This is a genomic window from Ignavibacteriales bacterium, from assembly GCA_016709765.1.
Taxonomy (GTDB): Bacteria; Bacteroidota; Ignavibacteria; order Ignavibacteriales; family Ignavibacteriaceae; genus IGN3.
The window spans coordinates 130,799-154,634 of record JADJMD010000016.1 but is presented as its reverse complement, the minus strand read 5'-3'; the positions used below and the strand labels follow the sequence as shown (position 1 = coordinate 154,634).

16 protein-coding genes, 1 tRNA gene and 1 pseudogene are annotated in these 23,836 nt (G+C 32.8%); 3 read left to right on the top strand and 15 right to left on the bottom strand.

Annotated elements, in window-relative coordinates; genetic code table 11:
- Positions 1 to 545: 545 nt before the first annotated feature.
- The 4 genes from IPJ23_19280 to IPJ23_19265 form a co-directional block, all read right to left on the bottom strand.
- Complete coding sequence (locus tag IPJ23_19280) at positions 546 to 1,613, bottom strand: T9SS type A sorting domain-containing protein (protein MBK7632776.1); 1,068 nt, start codon at positions 1,611 to 1,613, stop codon at positions 546 to 548.
- 907 nt (positions 1,614 to 2,520) lie between these two features.
- Positions 2,521 to 2,697 (bottom strand): hypothetical protein, encoded by a 177-nt coding sequence (locus tag IPJ23_19275; GenBank protein MBK7632775.1) that lies wholly within the window; start codon positions 2,695 to 2,697, stop codon positions 2,521 to 2,523.
- 66 nt (positions 2,698 to 2,763) lie between these two features.
- On the bottom strand, positions 2,764 to 3,069 hold the full coding sequence (locus tag IPJ23_19270) for a hypothetical protein (GenBank protein ID MBK7632774.1): 306 nt from the start codon (positions 3,067 to 3,069) through the stop codon (positions 2,764 to 2,766).
- 174 nt (positions 3,070 to 3,243) lie between these two features.
- Positions 3,244 to 7,491, bottom strand: a complete 4,248-nt coding sequence (locus tag IPJ23_19265; GenBank protein MBK7632773.1) for a response regulator — start codon at positions 7,489 to 7,491, stop codon at positions 3,244 to 3,246.
- A gap of 166 nt (positions 7,492 to 7,657) precedes the next feature.
- On the opposite strand from IPJ23_19265, the gene IPJ23_19260 reads away from it, so the two are divergent.
- Positions 7,658 to 8,230 carry a GNAT family N-acetyltransferase gene (locus IPJ23_19260; GenBank protein MBK7632772.1) on the top strand — a complete coding sequence of 191 codons (573 nt, stop codon included), beginning with the start codon at positions 7,658 to 7,660 and terminating at the stop codon, positions 8,228 to 8,230.
- A gap of 71 nt (positions 8,231 to 8,301) precedes the next feature.
- On the opposite strand, the gene IPJ23_19255 is transcribed toward IPJ23_19260, so the two are convergent.
- Both IPJ23_19255 and ftcD read right to left on the bottom strand, forming a co-directional pair.
- Positions 8,302 to 8,374 (bottom strand) — tRNA-Gly (locus IPJ23_19255).
- Positions 8,375 to 8,485: 111 nt separating this feature from the next.
- Positions 8,486 to 10,317: pseudogene (gene ftcD, locus IPJ23_19250) on the bottom strand (glutamate formimidoyltransferase).
- Positions 10,318 to 10,499: 182 nt separating this feature from the next.
- On the opposite strand from ftcD, the gene IPJ23_19245 reads away from it, so the two are divergent.
- Entirely contained in the window at positions 10,500 to 11,519 is a 1,020-nt protein-coding gene (locus IPJ23_19245) for a zinc-binding dehydrogenase (protein MBK7632771.1), read from the top strand.
- Between the two features lie 3 nt (positions 11,520 to 11,522).
- On the opposite strand, the gene IPJ23_19240 is transcribed toward IPJ23_19245, so the two are convergent.
- From IPJ23_19240 to IPJ23_19230, 3 genes are read right to left on the bottom strand one after another with little or no spacing between them, the layout of a single operon-like run.
- On the bottom strand, positions 11,523 to 12,551 hold the full coding sequence (locus IPJ23_19240; GenBank protein ID MBK7632770.1) for a rhodanese-like domain-containing protein: 1,029 nt from the start codon (positions 12,549 to 12,551) through the stop codon (positions 11,523 to 11,525).
- Between the two features lie 4 nt (positions 12,552 to 12,555).
- Positions 12,556 to 13,356, bottom strand: a complete 801-nt coding sequence (locus IPJ23_19235; protein MBK7632769.1) for a DUF4249 family protein — start codon at positions 13,354 to 13,356, stop codon at positions 12,556 to 12,558.
- A 2-nt stretch (positions 13,357 to 13,358) separates the two neighbouring features.
- On the bottom strand, positions 13,359 to 15,686 hold the full coding sequence (locus IPJ23_19230; GenBank protein ID MBK7632768.1) for a TonB-dependent receptor: 2,328 nt from the start codon (positions 15,684 to 15,686) through the stop codon (positions 13,359 to 13,361).
- Between the two features lie 209 nt (positions 15,687 to 15,895).
- Between IPJ23_19230 and typA the strand changes: the two genes are divergently transcribed.
- Complete coding sequence (gene typA, locus IPJ23_19225; GenBank protein MBK7632767.1) at positions 15,896 to 17,716, top strand: translational GTPase TypA; 1,821 nt, start codon at positions 15,896 to 15,898, stop codon at positions 17,714 to 17,716.
- On the opposite strand, the gene IPJ23_19220 is transcribed toward typA, so the two are convergent.
- From IPJ23_19220 to IPJ23_19195, 6 genes are all read right to left on the bottom strand, one after another.
- The gene (locus IPJ23_19220) at positions 17,713 to 18,363 is read right to left on the bottom strand and encodes an NAD-dependent epimerase/dehydratase family protein (GenBank protein MBK7632766.1); all 651 of its coding nucleotides are present in this window, start codon (positions 18,361 to 18,363) and stop codon (positions 17,713 to 17,715) included. The two genes, typA and IPJ23_19220, sit on opposite strands and share 4 nt — an antisense overlap.
- A gap of 5 nt (positions 18,364 to 18,368) precedes the next feature.
- Positions 18,369 to 20,642, bottom strand: a complete 2,274-nt coding sequence (locus IPJ23_19215; protein ID MBK7632765.1) for a family 20 glycosylhydrolase — start codon at positions 20,640 to 20,642, stop codon at positions 18,369 to 18,371.
- A 27-nt stretch (positions 20,643 to 20,669) separates the two neighbouring features.
- Entirely contained in the window at positions 20,670 to 21,641 is a 972-nt protein-coding gene (locus IPJ23_19210; GenBank protein ID MBK7632764.1) for an aldo/keto reductase, read from the bottom strand.
- A gap of 201 nt (positions 21,642 to 21,842) precedes the next feature.
- Complete coding sequence (locus IPJ23_19205) at positions 21,843 to 22,274, bottom strand: hypothetical protein (GenBank protein ID MBK7632763.1); 432 nt, start codon at positions 22,272 to 22,274, stop codon at positions 21,843 to 21,845.
- A gap of 464 nt (positions 22,275 to 22,738) precedes the next feature.
- Complete coding sequence (locus tag IPJ23_19200; GenBank protein MBK7632762.1) at positions 22,739 to 22,966, bottom strand: hypothetical protein; 228 nt, start codon at positions 22,964 to 22,966, stop codon at positions 22,739 to 22,741.
- A gap of 192 nt (positions 22,967 to 23,158) precedes the next feature.
- Positions 23,159 to 23,794: a response regulator transcription factor gene (locus IPJ23_19195; protein ID MBK7632761.1), complete on the bottom strand. Its 636-nt coding sequence runs from the start codon at positions 23,792 to 23,794 to the stop codon at positions 23,159 to 23,161.
- Positions 23,795 to 23,836: the final 42 nt, after the last annotated feature.

Here is a 23,836-nt window from a genome sequence, read left to right as displayed (position 1 = left end):
CGGGATTTAATGAGGTAGTCCGCATTACATTATCCATTGCATACGCATGTGCATCTTTTATCCCAAACGCAAGATCGTTTAAGATTCTTGAAAATTCTCCGCGACTTGTGGAATCATTGATTTGTGATCTGAGGGCAGATGCAAGTGAATCCCAATTGATTGGATTCCAAAGGAATGTAGCATTATAAGCTCTGGCAAAATTCTGGTATACATCAAAAGTTGCCAGTTTGCCTGCAAGTGATTCCCCAGGACCCCAGAACTCTTTAATAATTGTTGGCCACTCATCTTTACGATCATAAAATGAAGGGTGCAACGAAGACGCAACTGATTTAGTCTCGTGCGGTGTCATTTTTTCTTTAATCGGCCAAACATCTTCCTGTGGTAGTTTAACTGTGTCAGATGATATTCCTGTAAGTAACTGAGAAAAACAAAAGTTTGATACAAATAAAATGAAAAACAAAATATGGGATAGGTTTTTCATAGCTTTCACCTAATAATTATTTAAAAAATTAAATCCTCTCTTAGTGAGAGGCTTTTCTAATTTCTTACTTCAACAAAATCATTTTTCTTGTCTGAACAAAACTTCCAGCTTGTATTCTATAGAAATATACTCCACTCGAAAATTTGCTTGCATCAAAGTCAATATTGTAAAATCCCACTTCCTGTTCTTCGTTTATTAAATCAGCGACTTCATTTCCAATTATATCATATATCTTAAGAGATACATTACTCCTATGTGGTATCTGGTATTTAATTGTAGTTACAGGGTTAAATGGATTGGGAAAGTTTTGGTCAAGAGTATAATAAATTGGCAATGGCTCTGCATCTGAAATACCGGTTATACTAATTGTCGTATCTATCTGCCAATAGTCCCAACCATTACTTGAAATATTAAACGTTAAATTAAAATATCCCGGCCCTGGAAATGTTGCTGAGTCGTAAGTAACTACGAATGGTTGTACAACACCCTTAATATCACCAGGCAAAAGATTTGGACATCCTCTACCACCTTCAGGGAAAATTAGTGTAACCCAGGGGTCATTGCTTGTTAGTTTAATAATTATATTTTCTATGGTTAAGCTTGTGCCTGCATTTTTTAGAAATGGCTTAAAGGTATATCTATAATTATTAGCTGTCCCAATAGGCAGACTATCAATTAATAACGGTATAGTTGTAAATTTACAAATATCAGGTGTGTTAAAATATTTATTTGTTTGGTTATCAATTGTACTGACACCTAGAGAGTAAAAATCATTAGTCTGTTGAGGTGGAATGTATCCACCATAAATACCGTCATTCGAAAGTGAATCTCCGTGTATTCCATCATCATAGAGCAATACAGAATCTAAAATTATACCGTCTGAATTTGAATATATAAGATGAGCGTTAAACTGATGATCATAAATATTTGAAAATGTTGTTCTGAATAAGACGTTATCGATACCAATTCTTGCATATCCTTTATCAACCTTGGGTGTATTTGCATAAATATTTCCATATAAGTTTGCATAATCAACAAGAGAGTATAGGGTAGAAATAAATCCGGCATAATCATATAGACGTTTATTCAAGAAAAACACGATGCCCCAATTTTCATTTTTATTCAATAACATTTGCGTTTCATAACCACTCCATTTACCGGAATGGCCCCAAGTGTCAGCACCATATTGAGAATCTCTGTACCAAATCAGACCCTGCAAGTATCCCTCCGTAGTCGAAAATCCCAACTGATCTGATAACATAAGTGAAACTGTTGTACTATCTAAAATCCTGTTGTTATTATATTTACCGCCATTCAAATAGGCCGAAATATAATTTGATAGTTCAAACTTATTAGTCCTGAGTTGTGTAATGGGATAAAAAGCATTCCCTTTATGACAACCTGGAGAGGCTACTATATATGGTACTGCAATTTGAGATGTATCCAATCCTTGTAGAAACCAAGAAGATGAGTTCATAGATAAAGAAGTAAATATGTTGTCTCTTGTATATTCATCAAATGATTGCCCGGTTAAATTCTCAATGATAAGGGCTAACAGGCAAGATCCAGGGTTTGAGTAATAACAGGATTGTCCAGGATGGGTATTATTAAAATTAGAAAGCGAATAATAAATTCCTCCCGGAGTAAAATATTGTATTAGTGTACTATCTAGCCTTAGTGGAGAATCCCCGCAACTCCCAAAGAACTCCTCCAGTTCCACCCAATAATCTGCAATACTTGATGAGTGTGTAAGAAGCATTTTAACCGTTATAGAATCATTTGGGAAAAATGGATTCACAACAGAAAAACCAGATGGTAGATAATCATTGATATTATTGTCAAGTTCTATTAATCCATTTTCCCAGAGTTGCATTACTGCTGTTCCTATAAATGTTTTTGATATTGAGCAAACAGCAAATAGCGTTGAGTCCTCAACCGGTAGTTGAAGTTCGACATCTCTAAAACCATAATTTTTATTCCATATCACTTGATCATTTTTTATAATTAAGGATGCAATGCCGGGGATAGAGAGAGAATTCTTATAAGGCAGTGATAATGGAATCAAGCATTAAAGAATCTAAAGTTACATTAATACTTCCCATTTCCCCTTCAGCTGAAATCATTTGTGGTGGATTTTCATTAAAAAACTCTTGCTGAGCAAATGAACTAATTTGTAATAAAAGAAATACAATAAAAAGTAATGATAGATTTTTCATAGCACTCTCCGATTAAAGTATTAAAAAAGTTAAAACCACTTTAAATAAAGGGTTTAATAGTTTTTTTTATTTTATTAAAATTATTTGTTTTTTTTCATTAAAAATCTTTTTTAAACCAGAGGCAAGGTCAAGGGCTTCAATCAAGTAATAGTATTTCCCCTCTGTAAAATCACTACTCTCTAATATTATTTCATATGTCCCGGCTTCCTTAATATCATTTACTAACTCTTTTACTATGTCCCCATCATAATTATATAGACTTAGTTTAACATTTGATTTAACTGGCAAACAATATTTAATCTTTGTTTCCTTATTAAATGGGTTAGGAAAATTTTGCCCTAAATAATATTCCGACGGTAATAATTCTTCCAATGAGTCACCACTCAGCTTGTTTTAGACTAAATTCGTATTTATCAAAACCAGAGTATTGGGTTTTATCTATTATTATTTGTTACTAAGGTAATCTTATGCGGGTGGGAAATCTACCAATCTGGTCTATAAATCTTTCGATTTAGTATAAATGAAGAAAAAATTAGTTGGTAACTGCTAATGATTAACAAACTTGCTTCGATATTCTGAAGGTGAAATGCCAAATTGCTTTCTGAAACAATCAGAAAAGTAAGCTGGGTTAGTAAATCCAACTTCTAATGCTATTTCTGAGATATTCCCAAAGTTTTTTTCCAGTAATTTTGCAGACCTGGAAAGTCTTATTCGTTTAATCAGGTCACTTGGCGGTTCGCCGACAAGTGCTACTAATTTTTTATTCAAAGTCGCCCTCCCGATTGCAATTTGTTTCGCAAATGATTCAACCCCAAAATCAGTATCAGATAAATGACTATTTATAATTTCAATAGCTTTCCTTAGGAAAACTTTATCAGTAGATGTAATCCTCTTATCATCTAAATTAAATAATCCATCTTGTAAAAAGTGTTCTTTTAGTTTTTCCCTTTGTCCAAGAAGGTTCTTAACTCTGGCTTTAAGAATATCTGCATCAAAGGGCTTCATTATATAATCATCTGCACCCAATTCATATCCTTCAATCTTATCTTTGTTAGTTGCCTTTGCGGTTAGCATAATTATAGGTATGTGGCTGGTTCTTTCATCACTTTTTAGCTTACTACACATTTCAAATCCATCCATCTTCGGCATCATCAAATCACTGATTATAATTTCAGGAATTTCTTCAAACGAAATTCTTAAACCGTCCTCACCGTCGTTGGCTGCATAGATTATATAGTCATTTTCAAAAATGCCTGTGATGAAAGATCTCACTTCTAGATTATCTTCTACTACTAAAAGCGTGGGTTTTTGTGGATGGACCAGAGATTCTATTTCAAATCTGTTTTGAATAGATGCATTTTTTGTAATACTTTCTTGTTGAACAGGAAGGGTGAATTGTTCATCTTTATCAATCTTAATTATTTGTTCAGGTTTTAGATGTTCTTTGCCCAACGGTAAGCTAATTGTAAAAGTTGATCCTTCACCTTCTTTACTCTCAACATAAATCTTTCCTTTTTGTAGATCAACAAGTTCTTTTGTCAATGCTAATCCTATCCCGGTGCCTTCTTGCTCCCTGGTATGAGTATCATCAACCTGATAGAACCTGTCAAATATTTTATTTATTCTTTCTTTTGCTATTCCAATTCCTGTATCGGATATTTTGATCTCAACCATATCAATATTTTTAACTACAGTTACATTGATTCTTCCGTATTCTGGGGTAAACTTGAAAGCATTTGAAAGCACATTATTAATTACTTTATACATTTTATCTTTATCCAGATAGGCGAGAATCTTTTCCACATCCTGATCTAAATTAAGTGTTATTTTCTTTTTTTCTGCTAAAGGTGTAAATGAAAGGATTATGTCTTTTACTAAATCAACCACATCCGTTTCACTTGCTTTGATTGTCATTTCACCTGCTTCTAGTTTAGACAAATCCAAAAGTTGATTAACCAATCCGATAAGTCTTTGTGCATTTCTGTATATGAAGTTAGCGCTATCTCGGGTACTCGTTTCATTTGTCTTCTCGATGATCTGTTTAGCCGGCCCTTGAATTAATGTAAGAGGTGTGCGGAACTCGTGGGAAATGTTTGTAAAGAATCTGGTTTTTATTTTATCAACTTCGTGAAGTTTTTGGGCTTCAAATCTGCTCATTTCAAATTCTTGTTTAATTTTAATTCTTTTTAACTGGCCTTTCCAGATGGAATAAATAATACTGCTAATAATAATTATGTAAATTATATAAGCCCAAGTGGTCTGCCACCAGGGAGGAAGTATAATAATTTTTATTGACGCTTCTTTTCCATTCCAGACACCGTCACTATTTGCTGCTTTTACCCTGAAAATATATTGACCGGGGTCAAGGTTAGTATATGTCGCATTTCTGATAGCATCAGGACTTTTCCAGTTATTATCAAAGTTTTCAAGCATATAAGAATAAATATTTTTTTCTGGTCCAACATAATGTAGTGCAACAAATTCGAGATAAAGATCATTTTGGTCATAGGCAAGTTCGACATCCTTAAGTTCTGATAAGTATTTGCTGAAATGTAGTGAGTCATCCGTTCTATTAAATAAAGAAATCTTTGTAATTACAACTTTTGGTGGAATAGGATTGTCCTTAACTTGATCCGGGAAGAAGGAAACTAATCCTTTGGCACTACCTATGAAAATTTCACCGTTGGAGCTTATAAATTCAGCATAACATTGTTTACTCTTAAGCCCATCTTCTATTCCATAGTTTTTAAATGATTTTCTATTGGGATCAAATCTTGAAATCCCATTTATTGTTAATAACCAAAGATTACCATCATCGTCTTCGACCATCTCGCGAACTTCGTTACTAGGCAATCCATCTTTAATAGTAAAATGCTTTTTGATGGCATTATTATCAATCAGGAATAGTCCATTAGCATAAGTTCCGTGCCAATAATTCCCATTTTTACTCTCAAATATTTTAATTGAGCCAACATTTAAATCAGTAGATATAAATTCCTTTTTATCAACTAGATATTCATATAATCCCTTGAAATTTGTAGAGTACCAAATTCTATTCTTACTATCTTTCATTATGCCTATCAATCTAAAAGCTTCAAGATTTTCAGGACTAATTTGGTATAACTTTGAAGTTCCTGTTTTTTTATTAAATTCAACTACTCCATCAAGGATGCCAATCAGAAGTCTGTCATCATCTATTTCAAATATCCCCTGCACTCTGTTTTGAATCAATCCCACATTCTTTACAGGGCTACCAATGTAATAATCTTTGAAAGTCTTATTTACCATATTGAATTTAATTAATCTCGGGCCACGGTCTCCGATCCACAAATCTCCGTTTCTGTCGAACATCGCTCGGCAGAAATTAAAATACTCTTGTTTCCTTAAACCTGATCCTAAGAAATTAAAAGATAATTTTTCGTTTCTTGACTTATTATAAATGTATAAAGTGCCTTCTCCAGTAATTATCGCTAAGTTATTTTTCTTATCCTCACAAATAACGCTAACATCTGTCCCCGTGGGTAAGCCCTGCTTTGAAGTGAGTTCCCAATTAATAAATGATGATTTTGATTGATTAAAAACATTAATCCCTCCGAACCAGGTCCCAAACCAAAGCACACCAGAATGGTCTTTGAGGAAAGAAATTAGATTGGATCCAGGAGTGTAATTGTCCGAATAACTAAAACCACTACCGCATTTAACAAATGTAGAATTATTAAAGTCAAAATATTCAGGGATTTCATTTTTGTTTAAGAGCCATAGATTACCAAAGTCATCTTCGCAAAGCGGCATAGCCCAGTCAGTAGACAAACTATGTGGATTGCTGGAATCGTGTCTGAAATGTAAAAACTCATTTCGTCTTGGATCAAATCTTTCTAATCCTGCTGGTGTTGTCAGCCAAAGAAATCCTTTCTTATCTTCATAAATAAAATAAACTGTATTGCTTACTAAAGAATTGGTGTTGCTACTATTCCGCTTGAATCTTTTAAAAGAATTGGTTTGGTTGTCATAAAAGTTCAATCCGCCTCCATCTGTACCAATCCATATCAGCCCATTTGAATCCTGAAAAATATTTAAGATTTTGTCATCACTTATACTAGTGCTACTATTTTTATCATTTCTGAAATTTATTAAAGTATCTTTATTAACGCTGTATCTATAAAGTCCTGTGTTTACTGTACCAACCCAGATATTACCTTTGTTATCCTCGAGAAAAGGAAGCTGACCTAGCTCCGACTTACCCCAAACAGAAACAGACGAATTGATTTTTTGTTGATTATTACCTGAAGGACCAAAATTTATGAGTTCATTATTTTTATAATCAAACCTATAAAGACCGTTGGTTTGACTATTGATGAACCACAATTTATTAGCACTATCTAAGTGTATGTAACCAATCTTTTGATCTGATTTAAAGATGGAATCCGGAAATTCATAATTAATAAAAGTTTTTGTAACTGGATTAAATTGCTGTAAACCTGAATTGGTTGATATCCAAAGTATGCCAGTGATATCTTCTCTGATTGCATTTATTTGATTCTTTAACCCATCAACTTCACTCGATTTGTATTGATAAAATGTATAGCCATCATATTTAACCAATCCTCCTTCAGTTCCAATCCATATAAATCCGAGATGATCCTGAAAAATAGAACAGCCAGAATTTTCTGGGAGTCCGTTCTCAACTGTGATATGATTAAAACGTAACTGTTTTGTTTGGGTGTATAGGTTTATTGTTGTTGAAAGTAATAAAAGAAGACTGAAGCTTAAGTATTTAGTGGATAAATACCGCATCTAGCTTTCGAATAAAATTAAGACAAAATTCTTATTTAAAGTTTCAAAATATTAAGATTACTTGCAATAAATATATTCTTAATTAAAGTTAAATAGTAGATATCTCATTTTATTGACAACAATATCTCATTTATATTTAAGTTAATAAATTAATTAGAAATTTATAATGAATTATAAAATAAATGATAATGTTTTTATTTCGTTTCCTGCATTAGAAACTAAAAGACTGCTTCTAAATGAGTTTATGAAGAGTGATGCAGATGAACTTTTTATAATGCGTTCAGACGATAGAGTTTTGAAATATCTTGATAGGGATCCTCATAAATCTATTGAAGAATCAGAGCTAATGATCGAAGGAATTATTAAGTCATTCAAAGATAAAGAAGGTATCAACTGGATAATTAGAAAAAAAGACGCGTTAGATGTAGTTGGCTATATTGGATACTGGAGGATGAGAAAAAAAGATGTAAGGGCAGAGATTGGATACGCTTTGAAACCTGAATACTGGGGCAATGGCTATATGCAGGAAGCATTAGCTAAGGCAGTCGAATTCGGGTTTAAGGAATTCTGTTTGCATAGTATTGAAGGCAATGTTAATCCTACTAACTTAAGTTCCATAAAGTTATTAGAAAAATTAGGCTTTAGAAAGGAAGCATATTTTAGAGAAGATTATCTTTTTAAAGGCCAGTTTTTAGATACTGCAATTTATAGTCTATTAGAAACAGATTTTAAAAATTAATAAGGTAGTGTATTAATTTGGAAATTGATTATAGTAAATAATATTGAAAAAAAATGACTTGGGAAAATTAGAGCGAGCGATGGGATTCGAACCCACGGCATTCAGCTTGGGAAGCTGACACTCTACCAACTGAGTTACGCTCGCAATATTTTAAAAGACTCATGTAAAACTATAATAAGATCAGCAGTTATTCAATAATTGTAAACAACTACTATTATCCACATTTCAGAACAGCCAAATTTTCTGTTTTTAGAATTACAATTTGCTTTCCACAAACTGTAAAACTTCTGTTAGTTTCTTCTGCGCCTCTTCTTTTAACTCTTCACAATTTTTTCTCATTTCAGAATTAAACTTATCATCTTTAATATCTTTAAGATTGATTAGTACATTGTAAATTCCGCCGAGCACACCTGTATAAGCACTTTGTGCACCAACACCGACATCAGTTATAGAATTTGGATTGCCGTGCCTTGCAACTGTCTCAGCGATTTCAATTGCTTCATAGCTCAGCTTAGCAGTATTAAGAGGAACATGAACTGCTTGTTTTAATCCATTTTGCATAGCGCTTTCGCGAACTTTCTTTTCTTCTACAGTTTTGTTAGGCAATCGTCTTGCGGCCATATAATCATTAAAAGCATTTGTGTCATCATCAATCGCTTTAACTAAAATGTTTTTAATTTGCTGGCATTTATCCGCAGCTTCATTTAGAATTTTATCAGTTTCAGGATTACTCCCCCGCTTATTAGCGGTAAGATTTGCAACCATAGATGATAACGCAGCACCAAGTGAGCCGGATAATGCTGCAATTGAACCTCCGCCGGGAGCTGGAGTTTCTCTTGAAACCTCATCAACAAAATCTGTAAGTTTCATCTCAACTAGTGCAGTATCAATATTTTTTGGTAATCCTAAAACTCTTTCTTCGATTATAAATTCTGATACATCATTTAATCCAAGTGATTGAACCGCGGTGTTTAATATATCTCGAATAGGAATTCCAGTTGAACGATGCTGTTTTTTTAGAAAATATTTTCCTGTTTCGAGTAAAGCAGGATAAGGGACCATACCAACAATTTCGCTTCCCGTTACACGTAATCCTCTTTCTACAGCAAGTTTTTCGGTTTCATCAAAAACGTGATGCATTGATGTTACTTTGTAATTTGTAAGGTTTATTGATATTTGGGCACGGTCGTATTTGTTTACCATCCAGCCAATTGCTTTGCAATATTTAAACTTGCCGGGAATTTTAACTGATTGTCCTTCAATTTTATTCACATCAATACCATTTAAATCTAAAAGCTCACCAAGATTATAGTGATGGACTTCTTGACAATGCTTTATTGTTTCATTTATTGTCTTACCAGTAAAATCACAGCTTCCACAAGGATATTTGTCCTTTTCATACTTTAGAATTTTTTCGCTTTTAAAGTAAAACGGCCCATCGCCGCCTTCACGTGCGCTTCTCCCCTTTTCTCTTAATTCAAATGCAATATCAGTTGCATATTTCTCTTCACGTGTATTAAGATTAACATTGTATGCAATAAGAAATTCTCTAACACCGATAACAGTTCCACCTGCTTTAGCATTAAATTTAGTTGGACCAAAATCAGGTTTCCATTCAGATTTCTTAAGTTTTTCTTCTAGAGCTTCATATTCACCCTGTCGTATTTTTGCAAGATTTTCTCTTTCAGGTTTGGTAGCAGATTTTTCATAGAGATAAACAGGTATATCAAGTTCTTCTCCCACTCTTTTGGCAACATCTTTAGAAAGTTGGATGCATTCTTCAGTTGTAATTCCGCTTATAGGAACAAACGGGCAAACATCTGTAGCACCCATCCTTGGATGGGATCCTTTATGCTTGCTCATATCAATCAGCTCAGAAGCTTTTTTATAGAATTGAATGCTGCTTCTGTAACACCTGTAGCATTACCGATAAATGTTACAACTGTGCGGTTCATATCAAAACCAGGATCAACATCAAGTAGTTTTACACCTTCTACCTTTTCAATTTCATCGGTTATCTGTTTTATTATTTCAGGACGCTGTCCTTCGGAAAAGTTTGGTACGCATTCAATAAGCTGTTCGTTCATTTGTTCCTCGATAATTGTTTATCATTCCTACCAAAGTAAGAATCGGTTTTATAAGCTTTTGATTCCCGCCTGTTCGGGAATGACTTTTTAGACGATACAAATTTAAAACAATTGACTTGAATTCTCATCTTATTACCCAATTATTTTATATTGTTATACATAAAAAAATATTAAAGTATCACATGGAACGATTAGCATACAGAGTTAATAAAGCCGGTTCAATAAATAATCTAAAACTGATTAATGAAAATCTTGGAATTCCTTCAGATGATGAAGTTACTGTACAGATTAAAGCAATTGGTTTAAATTTTGCAGATATTTTTGCAATTCAAGGATTATATTCCGCAACTCCAAAAGGAAGTTTTGTTCCCGGATTAGAGTTCTCGGGAATAATAATAAACAAAGGGAAATCTGTAAATGAATTTGATATTGGTGAAAAAGTAATGGGTGCAATAAGATTTGGAGCCTATACAGATTATTTAAACATTAATAAAAATTATATTCTAAAGATTCCTAGTGGATGGAGTTTTGAAGAAGGCGCTGCTTTTATTGTTCAATCTTTAACAGCATACTATTCATTGGTCTCACTTGGCAATATACAAGAAAGATCAACGGTACTAATTCATTCAGCTGCCGGAGGAGTAGGACTTTTTGCTAACAGAATTGCAAAAAGATTTAGTGCTTTCACGATTGGTTCAATTGGAGATAAATCAAAAATAGATCTTCTAACAAAAGAAGGTTATGATAAAGTAATAGTTCGGGATAATAATTTTGCTGAAAAATTAAAAGAAAGTTTAAACGGCAGAGATCTAGATATTGTATTAGAATGCATTGGCGGAAAAATATTTTCAGAAAGTTTTAAGCAAATGAGTGCCGGAGGCAGAATAATAGTATACGGTGCGGCACAATATTCCACCTACAATTCTACTCCAAATTATTTTAAAGTTTTAACTAAATATTTAACAAGACCTAAAGTTGATCCACTTTCTTTATCTGACAAGAACAAAAGTGTTATGGGTTTTAATCTTATCTATTTGTGGAATAGAATAGAAATGATGAAAAAGTATTTAAATAATATTTTGAAAATGGAACTTCCAAAACCATTGATTGGTGAAGTATATAATTTTAAAGATCTTTTAAGAGCTGTAAAAAAATTTCAATCAGGGCAAACAATTGGAAAGGTTGTTGTTAAGGTTGATTAAATATTAATTGCCGGTGGTATAAGGATAGTTCATTATATCAGCCATAGAAAAAATATACTCTGTTAATGTCGGGTCGGCATTCAATCTAAAATAGAATAATTGATTTGCACCAAACAATAATGATTTTACATCATACCCCAGAAATGTTAAATAAGCAGTCATACAAGAGCTTAATTGTCCATCACCGCTATAAATCAATATTGGCTGATTGTTGGGTAATGTCTGTAAACTATTAGTACTTCTAAATTCAAACAATGGGGTATCTTTAAACCATACAGTATTTTCCGGATGGCCTCTGCTCCCTAAATCACGCGGTGCTCCATATAACTGTCCCTTGCCATAACAAACTAAAAAATGCGTGTTTATTATACCAGTAGAGATATTTTCAGAAAAGTTTACACCAGATATAAATCCTTTTTTAATAATTTCTTTAATTCTATAATTAGTTTTTTCTTGTTCAGTGATTAAAGAAGGTGGGAATTCTAGATTAGGCAGATTGGTAAAAGGTTTTTTAGGATACTCTAAGTTCAAATAAGATTGATCGGAATTACCTAAAGCACCAAGCCATTCAGCAGCAAAATCCACATTCCAGGAAGCCATTCCATAGTTTAATGTATATACATTTGTAAATCCGGCTAAACGTAATAAGCACACAAAGTATGCTGATGCCTGACCATTTTTAGAAATGATAACTATATTTTTAAGAGGAGTAATTTTATTTAAAGAATCAACAATTTCATAGAGATTGAGTACTGAAATATTTCTTGCGAACTCAATATGTCCTGCCGTAAATTCTTGAGGTTCTCTTATATCCAAAATAGAATACTGTAAATTATTACTAAATAATTCGGACGCACTAATTAATGCAGGTGCTAAATCTGTATTTGCAAAATCACCAATACTTTCTATGTAGCGTAAGATTTTTGCAGTCCCATCAAGTTCAATATTATCGTTAAGGAGACTATTTTCATCAAGACAACTACTTAAAATAAGCAGGAGTAAAAAGAAAAATATTTTTTGATTTATTTTCATATCATTAATTCACCGGGATATAATCGGATTTATTAATTCCTATGAACATCCCTATTACATCTTTACCTTTAACATTCCAAATAGTATTTCCTGATCCCTGCACATAGGGATTGTTTATGTCTTCATTTTGATCTTTAGTTTTAAAGTAATCACTAAAAGAATGATCAAATGAATAAACTCTTAAATATCTGCGTCCATTGTAAATAGGTGTTTGGAAATTTATAGGATACACAGCAGTTCGAATTCTTATAGAATTATTCTGTGAATTATTTTGAGGGTCAGAAATATTATAAAAATCTTTAGCAACTTCATAAGTTCCAACATCAACAGCCCACAACGCTGAGTATACTTCATCTTTGAAGGTACTTATATCAGTCTCAGCAAAAAATCCACCAGTGTTATAGTTCACCGAATTTATAATGGGTTTTGCCGGAATCTTTGTGATTGCATAAAATCTATATGTTTCCCATTCGCCAAATAATTCATAATATTCTTCCTCGAGAGCTTTAAGCTCATAAAGTGGTTTATACAATCCATTTCCAGCATAGTGTAACGGAACTATTTGAAATCCATTAATTCTTAAATAAAGTGTGGCATTATTAATCTCTGCAAGACTAGAATCATATTTAACTCCTAAGGGCAATGTTTTAGTCAAACTAACTCCAGGGAAAAATCCTTCAGTAGAAATCTGACATCGGACTACAACCTTCTGCTTATAAATTAATTCCGGGTTAAGTAATTCTTCATTCTCACAGCCAAAGAAAAATGATAAGGATAACAATAATATTATTACAAAATTTTTCATATTTAAAATGTTATACTAACTCCTAAAGCAGGAATAAAAGGAAAAAGAGAAATTCTTTTTAACATCGGTTTATCATTCCCAGAATCATCTTTAGGAAAAACAATAAATTGAGCAAATGCATTTCTTCTATTATAAACATTGTAAAAGTTAGCAAATAAATTAATATCAACTTTTGCCATTTTTATTTTATAATTAAAACTTAAGTCAAGCTTGTGATAAGCTGGAAATTTGTAAGTATTAAGTGCATCGTAATCAAGTAAAACTTGTTCGGGCCCTGAAATACCAACGGGATTGAAAATAAACTGTCCATCAGGTGCATTATATCTCATCCCGGTTGCATAGGTAAATGTTGCACCAAACGTTATTGCATCATTTAGGTTATAAGTTGCAGCTAATGAGAGATCATGTCTTCTATCGTACTTTGGATAAAATATTTTTCCTGCATTAAGTTCATCAAACTTTCGTTTAGTCCAGGATAATGTATAACCGACCCATCCTTGTAAATTGCCATCTCTCTTCTGAAAAAATATTTCTATGCCGTAGGCTTCACCTTCGCCTTTAAGAAACTGATCTTCAATTGAATTATTAAGTGGATTTATCTCTGGTGAGTTTTTAAACTCATACAGTTTTTTCATATCCCGATAGTAGGTTTCAATAGAAGCTTGATATGAATTTTCATAAAAATAAGTATCTAAACCAAAGACAAATTGTGCTGATCGGCTTGGTTCAATATTAGCAGTCGCCGGGTACCAAAGATCAGTGGGAAGAGCGATATCATTTCTTGAAATAAGATGTAAGTATTGATTGGCTAAGGCAGCTGCAGTCTTGATATAAAAATCATCGAACATTTGATATGAAAAGGAAATTCTTGGTTCAAATGATAAAACTCTTCGTGCATCAAAATAAAATATCCTGCCCCCGATATTTGTGTTTAACCTATCGAAAAATTCTGATTCGTTTTGAAAGTATAATGCTGCTTCAATCGAATTAATATTTTTACCTGCAAATGGATCTTTTTCATAACTCAAATCATAATACTCATTGTAAAGCAAATCATAATTATGGAAAGACATTTCAAATCCTGTTTTAAATTTTTGATTCATTGCCCAATTTAGTTCGGCAGTTTGCTTAAAAATTAAATCGGTCAGATTTGGATTTGTAAAGTATGACGATGAACTTGTGGTGGCGGAACCAATTCCTACTTTAGATGAAAACTCATAATTAACGTAACTTAAAGACGAATTAAGGAACAAAGATTTTGAATTAATCTGCAACCAATTAAGTGTAACGTTTAAATTCTTCCATTCAATATCATAGGTAATATCATCTTCTTTAGGATTGTACATTCTGTCACTGCTGTACATTGCACTTAAAGAAAATGCACTTACATCAGAGATGTTAAAATTTATCTTTCCATTTAGATCATAAAAATTATAAAGTGGAATTGAACTTTGTTTATTAAAATTCCTTTGCAGAGCATCGTAATACATCCATCTGCCAGCAACCATGTATGTAGCTGCATCTTTTAAAGGTCCCTCCATAGAGAAGAAAGAATTTATAACTCCCAATCCAATTGTTCCGGTTTCCTTTTCTTTAGTGCCCGATTTTAATTTAATATCCAGAACGCTTGATAATCTTCCACCGTACTCAGCTGGAAACGCGCCTTTTATTAATTTTATATCCCGAATTGCATTTGAGTTAAAAGTGCTTGCGATATTACCAATGTGAGCCGGATTATATAAAACAGCGCCATCAACTAAAGTTAGCGTTTGATCCGGTGAACCGCCTCTAACGTATAAACCGTTTGATAATTCTGAGCCTTTATTTATGCCTGGCAGCAACATGAGTGAACGAAATAAATCCATTTCACCTGAAAATGAAGGCAACTTAAGCATTAAATCTGGTGAGATATCGATAGTACTCAAAACATTTTTGTCTATTTTTTTTCCTTCAACAACTATTTCACTAAGCTTGATGTTTTCAGAATTTAATTGAACGTTAAAGTTCAAATCATTTTTTGAAGAAGTTAAATTGATTTCTTTAACTGTAACTTTATAACCAATGTAGCGAAAGATGAGATAGTATTTTGCTCTCTTCAGTTTTGGCAGCATATAAAATCCAAAATTATTAGCGGCAGCACCATAGATTGGATCAGTGTTTAAATTTATTGTGTCTTTATAAACTAAAATATTGGTACCAATTAATGCTTCGCCTGTTGTTGCATCATAAATAAAACCAGAAATTGATATGTCTTTATCTTGTGAAAAGTTTAGTTCAAATAATCCTAAAAGGATTATTATGGAGAAGATTGATTTGACTGCAGAGTGCATTTTACTCTGAAAATTATTAAAGTTACTACGTAAGAAATAGATAAATTTCATTAAAAAATCAATAGTTAAAACAAATGTTTAGTCTAGTTTCAATGATTGTGTCATCTTTTTTATCAAGGATTGTATACTTTATCGATTCATCTTACATTCTGACTTCTCACTTTACTTACTTAAATTAGCACCTCAAAATTATAACCACTTGGAGAACGATGAAAAAAATTAGAAATATAGCTATAATTGCGCACGTTGATCATGGTAAGACTACACTTGTTGATCAGATATTAAAACAATGTGCCGTATTCAGAACAAATCAGGTAGTTCGAGAAAGATTTCTTGATTCAAATGATCTTGAACGTGAAAGAGGAATTACTATCCTTGCAAAAAATATCAGCATTCCATTTAGAGATTATAAGATAAATGTAATTGATACTCCAGGTCACGCGGATTTTGGCGGTGAAGTTGAACGTGTTCTAAAAATGGCAGATGGTGTATTATTACTTGTTGATTCATTTGAGGGACCAATGCCTCAAACACGATTTGTTCTTGAGAAAGCTTTAGCGCTACACTTAAAGCCAATTGTTGTAATAAACAAAGTTGATCGACCGGACAATAGACCTGTAGAAGTACTTGATGAAATATATGATTTGTTTATTGAACTTGATGCGCATGAAGATCAACTTGATTTTCCAATCGTATACGCAAGCGGGCGTGATGGTTGGGCAATAAAAGATTTAAAGGATGAACGTAAGGATTTAACTCCATTACTTGACTCAATAATTGATGATCTTCCTGCTCCACCTACAAAAAAAGGTACCGTGCAATTACAGATAATGACTTTGGATTACAATGATTATGTAGGCAGGATCGGGATTGGAAGAGTGTTCAGGGGTAAACTTAAAATATTGGATAAACTTTCAATCATTAAAAGAAATGGAACAATTCATCCTATTTCTATAAAACAACTTTTTGTTTTTGAGGGACTGAACAGGCTTGAAGTTGAAGAAGTTTCTTGTGGAGATATTTGTGCCATCGTTGGAATAGAAGATGTTGATATTGGCGATACTATTGCAGATACAGAAAACCCAGAACCCCTTCCAATAATTTCTATTGATGAACCAACCATTAGCATGACATTTACTGTGAATAATTCTCCATTTTACGGTAGAGAAGGAAAACTTGTAACATCTAGACAAATTCGTGATAGGTTGTTTAAAGAACTTGAACATAACGTTGCATTACACGTACAGGAAACCGCATCTCCAGATTCTTATAGAGTTTCCGGAAGAGGAATATTGCATTTATCTATTTTAATAGAAAACATATGTCGAGAAGGATATGAACTCCAGATACGCGAACCAAAAGTCATTTATAAAACTATAGAAAATAGAAAAGCTGAACCAATAGAAGTTATGACAGTTGATGTTCCTGCCGAATTTGCTGGTAAAGTTATTGAGTTAGTTGGTCAGCGCCGTGGTGAATTAATGAAGATGGAAAACAAAGGAAAAATGAACAAGATTGAGTTTCACATTCCATCACGCGGAATAATGGGCCTACGTACAAAAGTACTTACTGCTACCCAGGGCGAAGCTGTTATGCATCACAGGTTTTATCAATATGAATTTTTTAAAGGCTCAATAGGAAATGTAAAAAGCGGCGTTATAATTTCTATGGAAGAAGGACTTTCAACAGCTTATGCCATTGATGGTTTGCAAGACAGAGGTAAGTTTTTTATCGATCCGGGCGATGTTGTTTATAAAGGTCAGATAATAGGAGAACATACTAAAGAAAATGATATAGAAGTAAATGTTCAGCGTGGTAAAAAGTTATCTAATATGCGTGCTTCAGGGTCTGATAAAGCGGTTAAGATAACACCTGCTATAAAATTTTCGTTAGAGGAAGCATTGGAATACATTGAAGATGATGAAATGGTTGAAGTAACTCCAAAATCAATACGTATGAGGAAACTATATTTAGATACTAACGAAAGAAAAAGATTTAATTTAGGTAAGTTGACTCAGCAGAAAGATTAAATTTTAAGGATTTCTTCTGGTTGATAAATTTTTATTTTCTCTTTAGTATTCTGATTAGCAGATTTTAAAATTGCATCCGCAACTTGTGAGGCTTTTATTGGACGATATTTATTTAGAGCCGGAATAATTTTAGTAATTGTTCCGGCTATTTTTATTCCTATTGATTCGCCTAGTCTTTTTTCACTTCTCAATCCGACAAGTATGGATGGTCGAAAGATGTGTATCTGTTTGAATGAAAGTAGCTGAACTTTTTCATCTAACTTTCCTTTAATTCTCAAATAAAAATTTCCGGATTTATAATTAGCACCGGCAGATGAAACAAGTAAATAAATTTTAACTCCATTTTGTGATGCTGCGTGGGCAACTTCATATTGATAAGTAAAATCTATTTTGTATTGTGCTTCCTTACTTCCAGCTTTTTTAATAGTAGTCCCGAGTGCGGAGTAAAGTTCATCACCCTTTATTTCATCTTTCCATAAAATCAATTTCTCAAAATTAACTATATGTTCTTCCAGTTTTGGATGTTTTAAATCCAAAGAATTTCTAACAAATACTTTTACTTTTTCATATCTATTATCATCAAGAAGTTTTAATGTAATAAAACTTCCAACCAACCCCGATGCACCAATTACTATTGCTGTTTTCATTAATTCTATTGAACAATTATTTCATCAATCATTAACCAGGGCTTGCCGCCTGCTTCCGGATGCCATTCTGGAAGTGCGTCATAATTTTTCGCAAAGATTTTAATAAACCTTGCTTCAGAGTTATAGATAGTAATACTAAAATCGTTTTGTATCCAATCTGGATTTTTTAAAGTTGATGGAATTTCAATCTTTCCGGCACTAATATAATTACTTCCGTTATCGGATAAATAAAACTCAACATACTTTGGAAATACAACCCATGATGAAGAGGCTTGAAAAAATCCAACGGATATCTTACTAACATTTGATATATCACCTAAATCAACAACTGCCTCAAAATCTGTTCCCTGATAACCCTGCCAAGACTTATCTCCGCCGCGAAAAGTATCGGATCCTCGTAAACCATCAGTCAATGCTTCAACTCCACCAGCGGAATATTTTTCACTATACGAATAAGTTAATCTAACATTTTTTCTGGTAGCTTTGTTAAAAGTAAAACCATGAATAAAAGTTTTACCAACTTTTTTATTTTCTCGATCCAAAAATATTAAAACATTTGAAGATTTATCAATATTAAAATTAAACTTATGATCATCTTGATTTATCAATAGTTCCTGTGCATAACTTCCAATTTTTAAATTAAGATTATCCTGCAACTGATTAACATTTACATTAAAACTATTTGTTGTTTCATCAAATGATTTTATTATTTCAAATGGTTTTGTTTCCAACCCATAATTAACATCAAGTAAGTTTAATCTATCATAATGTTTCTGAACTCTTTGTCTAAATTCTTCATAATTCCTTTCTGCAGGATATGTCCAGACTACCTCGGAAAGTGCAAGCATACGTGGGAATAATCTATCATCAATTAATTCTTGCGGTGCATATTCACTCCACATATTTCCTTCACTGCCAAGAACATGTTTTCTTTCATCAAAAGATAATTCCTGCGGAACCGGATCAAATGAATAAACTTTTTGCATATCTGTTACATCAACTGGATAATCATAATAGCAGTGACTTGTTGGTGAAACAATTACATCGTGTCCTTGTTTAGATGCATCAATCGCACCCTTTACTCCGCGCCATGATTGAACTGTTGCATCTGGTGCAAGTCCGCCTTCTAAAATCTCATCCCACCCAATAATCTGTTTTCCTTTAGTGTTGATGAATTTTTCCATTCGTTTAATAAAATAACTTTGCAGTTCGTGTTCATCTTTTAAATTTTCTGATTCTATCCTAGCCTGACATTTTGGACAATTTTCCCAGCGTTTTTTCGGTGCTTCATCACCTCCAATATGAATGTATTTTGAAGGGAATAGATCAATAACTTCAGAAATAACATCTTCCAAAAACTCAAAAGTCTTTTCATTTCCTGCGCAATAAATATCATAATAAATTCCCCAGAGAGTTCCCACATTAAAAGGCCCTCCGGTGCAGGAAATCTCAGGATAACAAGAAATAGCAGCAGTTGAATGCCCTGGCATTTCAATTTCCGGAACAACATTAATAAATCTGCTTTCTGCATAAGCAACAACTTCTTTAATATCATCCTGAGTATAAAATCCACCATAAATCGAACCATCATCGTAAGTTCTAAATGCACCTTTTTTAGTAAGCTCAGGATATTTTTTAATTTCAATTCGCCATGCTTGATCTTCTGTTAAGTGCCAGTGAAGTGTATTGAATTTATGGTAAGCAAGTAAATCTATGTATCGTTTAACAAATTCTTTATCCATAAAATGCCGGCAGCAATCAAGATTTAATCCACGCCAAACAAACTCAGGTTTGTCTAAAATTACTACCGCATTTAGCTCCCAATCGATTCCTTCAACTCTTGCAACAGAATTTATGTATGGATTAAACAGTTGGCGAAGAGTTTGGACACCATAAAACAATCCATTTAACTCATTGGCTTCGATCATAATGTTAAATGGATTTACAATTAAAGAATAACCTTCCTTACCGTAATCCTTTGTAGTTGTGGTTAATGATAAAATTATTGAATTAGTTTCAACCTTACCATTCCAAACTAGTGGAGTAAATTTAAAACCAGTAGCAGGATTTAGAACTTCGCTTAAATAATCTGCAACTTTTTTAGAATTAACATTAAAATAAATCTTTGTATCTGATGTTAACTTGAACGTCCCTTCATTAACAACCAAGCTTTTGGGTTTTGGAATAATGTTAATGTTATTCTCCGTTACCTGTGGGTATATTTTAGCGACAGTTAAGATAATGGATGATACAAATAGTATGAGAAATAATTTTTTCATTTTGTACTTTCATTTTTTACGATCTGATTATTCAGAGAATACTTTTTGTATAAAATTAAATTCTTCATCATTTAACGGATTATCCGTCCCGCTTAAATTTGATTTTACCTGATCAAGATTTCTAAAACCCGGAATTACTGAACCGACTTGTTTGTAATGTAAAAGATATTGTAGAGCTGCTCTTGATAGTTCCGGATTTGAAGGGCCAAATTTGTTTTTAAGTTTTTCAATCTGAGGTTCAAGTTTTGCAAGATTCTCTGGTCTAAATCTATCAGCATTTGCACGATGATCGCCAGCTTCAAACTGTGGTGGATTACCTTGATGGTATTTTCCAAGCAATAATCCTTGCGCAACCGGGCCAAATGCAACGAATGAAACACTATACTCATCAAGCATTTTACGAGTAGGAGAACCCTCTTTTACAAATCTATCATCCAAAGCACTAGCAAAACTTTGTATAACATCCGGTTTGACTTTAGGAATTAACTTCACAAAATCTTCATGCCTATATGCAGATTGACCTATCAATCTTATCTTCCCCTCATCACGTAGTTTATACATTACTTCGATAGCATCATCAAGATATTTGTCCTTCTCGCCAAAATCTCCGTGATGGAAATAATATAAATCAATATAATCTCTTTTAAGATTTACTAATGATTGCTCGCACTGATGACGAATGTGTTTTGGTTCGTAAGCGTGCTCAGCCGTTCCAGGAAACCAGCCAATTTTTGTAGCAATAATAAAATTGTTTGTTCGTTTTCCAAGAATTCTTGAAAGCATTCTTTCCGCTTTGCCGTTTCCATAAACGTCTGCATTATCAAAATGATTGACACCATGATCGATAGCATAATTTATTGCTTCAGAAATTTCTTTTTCATCAACGTTTGCCCAGCCATTCGGAGTACCATTTACCCAATTCAATCCGCCCATTGTCCAGCATCCCAAACTGATTTCAGAAACGCTTACATCAGAAGTACCAAGTTTTCTGTATTTCATTTTATTCCTCCTAAGTGATTAACAAAAATATAAAAGAATGTAAGGATATTGAACAACAATTAACAAATATTATCTTTTATTAAAAGGAATCGCAAGATGTTCATTATTGAAAAGATGAAAGGTTTAAAATAAAAATAGCAGATTAAGAATTTTAATTCTTAATCTGCCTCAAGGAGAGTTGAGAGGAAATTTTAATTTAGATTAGAAATTTATCAGGTATTCTGTTCCATGCAGTTTATGGAAACTGTAATATAAATTTTTACAAATAGTGCTTACTCTTTTATTATCATCAAATATTGCAACTCCTCTTAACCGATAAATGCCAATACCATTACCTAATTTATAAAGTGCTACAGCAGCTGCGATTCGTTCATCATCAGTTTTACCTTTTTCCAGCATATTTAATAAAGGAATCATCGATTTTGAAGCATCACTGCTTTCAAGATAATTTTCTTCAATCAAGTCAAATAAAACATTAGCTGAACTTGTCCGTAAACCGATATTTGCAGAATTAATTCCTTCGTTAAGATTATTTACAATTGCTGATTTTTTTTCTTTTGGAAATTGTTCTGTCTGTGCTGATACAAACGGAACTAAAACGAGTGTCATTAAAACAACTATTAAAGTTTTCATTGCCTGCTCCTTTTTAAATTAAATTATTTTTAAGCTCAGTGCTAAATTATCTTTTAAAAGAGGTGTTGTCTATCAAGTTGTTATGGAAGGTAATATCCAAATGCAAACAGCAAATTATTAGGAAGAAATGAAAAACTGACAACAGAAATAATACTTATTAGTAGCATTGCAATCAGGTTCTGTTACTTTATGTTCGGCAGGTTTGAATCTGATTACGATTTTTATTTGGGCTCTACTATTTATCTTAGTGCGCTAACAATAATTATTAACCGTCTATCAGATAAATAGTCCATTAAATTTGGCTTCTTAAATCTTATTAACTCAATATGATTATCATAATGCGATTCTATACATTGAATACTATTTCCATCCTCTATTCACAAAAGTAAATTGTCACTCTTGATTCTATAATTCAAAATTAGTGATTCTCCTTACAACACATATATTTTAAATTTAGATCTGCTTTAATCAGTTATTTTATCCTGAAGTTTTTCATAGATTGTTCTAATATGTTTCTGTACTTCTTCACTTCTAATTGATAGCTCATCTGCAATAGTTTGATAAGACTTGCCGATAGAAATTTCCTGAATTATTTTTTGTTCCAACTCTGTTAATTGCTGTTGCGGTTTTATGTTTCCGTATTTCCTTTTTCTGAAATACTTAATTATCAATTGATTAATAGAAAAAGACACAAGTCTGTTCCTTGTTTGAATTTCAGAATGAAATCTAATTTCGGATAATTAATTTGGCACTACGTAAACCTGTAGTTTTAGAATAAATATTGGAGTCTTTTAGTTGATATTTGAATGATGTGCAAAGGGTGAAAAATGTTTGTCTCTACTACATTTTTAAAAGTAATTATTGAAAGTTTCACCTTGGTGGATTTAGGGCGCTCTAATTATTCTCTTTTTTAATCCTTCTGCCACTGCTTCTGCACGACTGTGAACGTGTAGTTTTTCATAAATGTGTCGAATGTGATAATAAACTCCATCAATCGACAAAAACACTTCATCAGCAATTGCGTTATATGATTTTCCCCGAGCCATTAAGGTTAATATTTGCTGTTCCCTTTCATTTAATTCAATTATTTTTTTTGCTTCAACATTCGGATTAAAATTTTGAAATGAACTAATGACTTTTCTAGCAACACTAGGTGTCATAGGAGAGCCTCCATTATAGGCATCGATCAAAGATTTAATTAATTCCTCTGGTGATGTTCTTTTAGTTAAATAACCAACTGCACCCGAACAAATTGCCTGGAATATTTCTTCGTTATCTTCATGAACCGTACACATAACAATTATTATATTAGGAAATTTTTCCTTTAGATATTTAACACCTTCAATTCCAGAAATTCCTGGTAAGCCAATATCCATCAAAACTAAGTCCGTTTTAGGCGGTACATCGGAATTAAATGCAGTTTCGCAATTAGCAAATGAACCTACCAGATTAAATTTTTTATTTGCCTGAATAACCGCTTCCCAGCCACTTCTCGTAAATCGGTTGTCTTCAACTATCATAATTTTTATTGTCGAATTTTCAGTTTCATAGTGTTTTTTTGC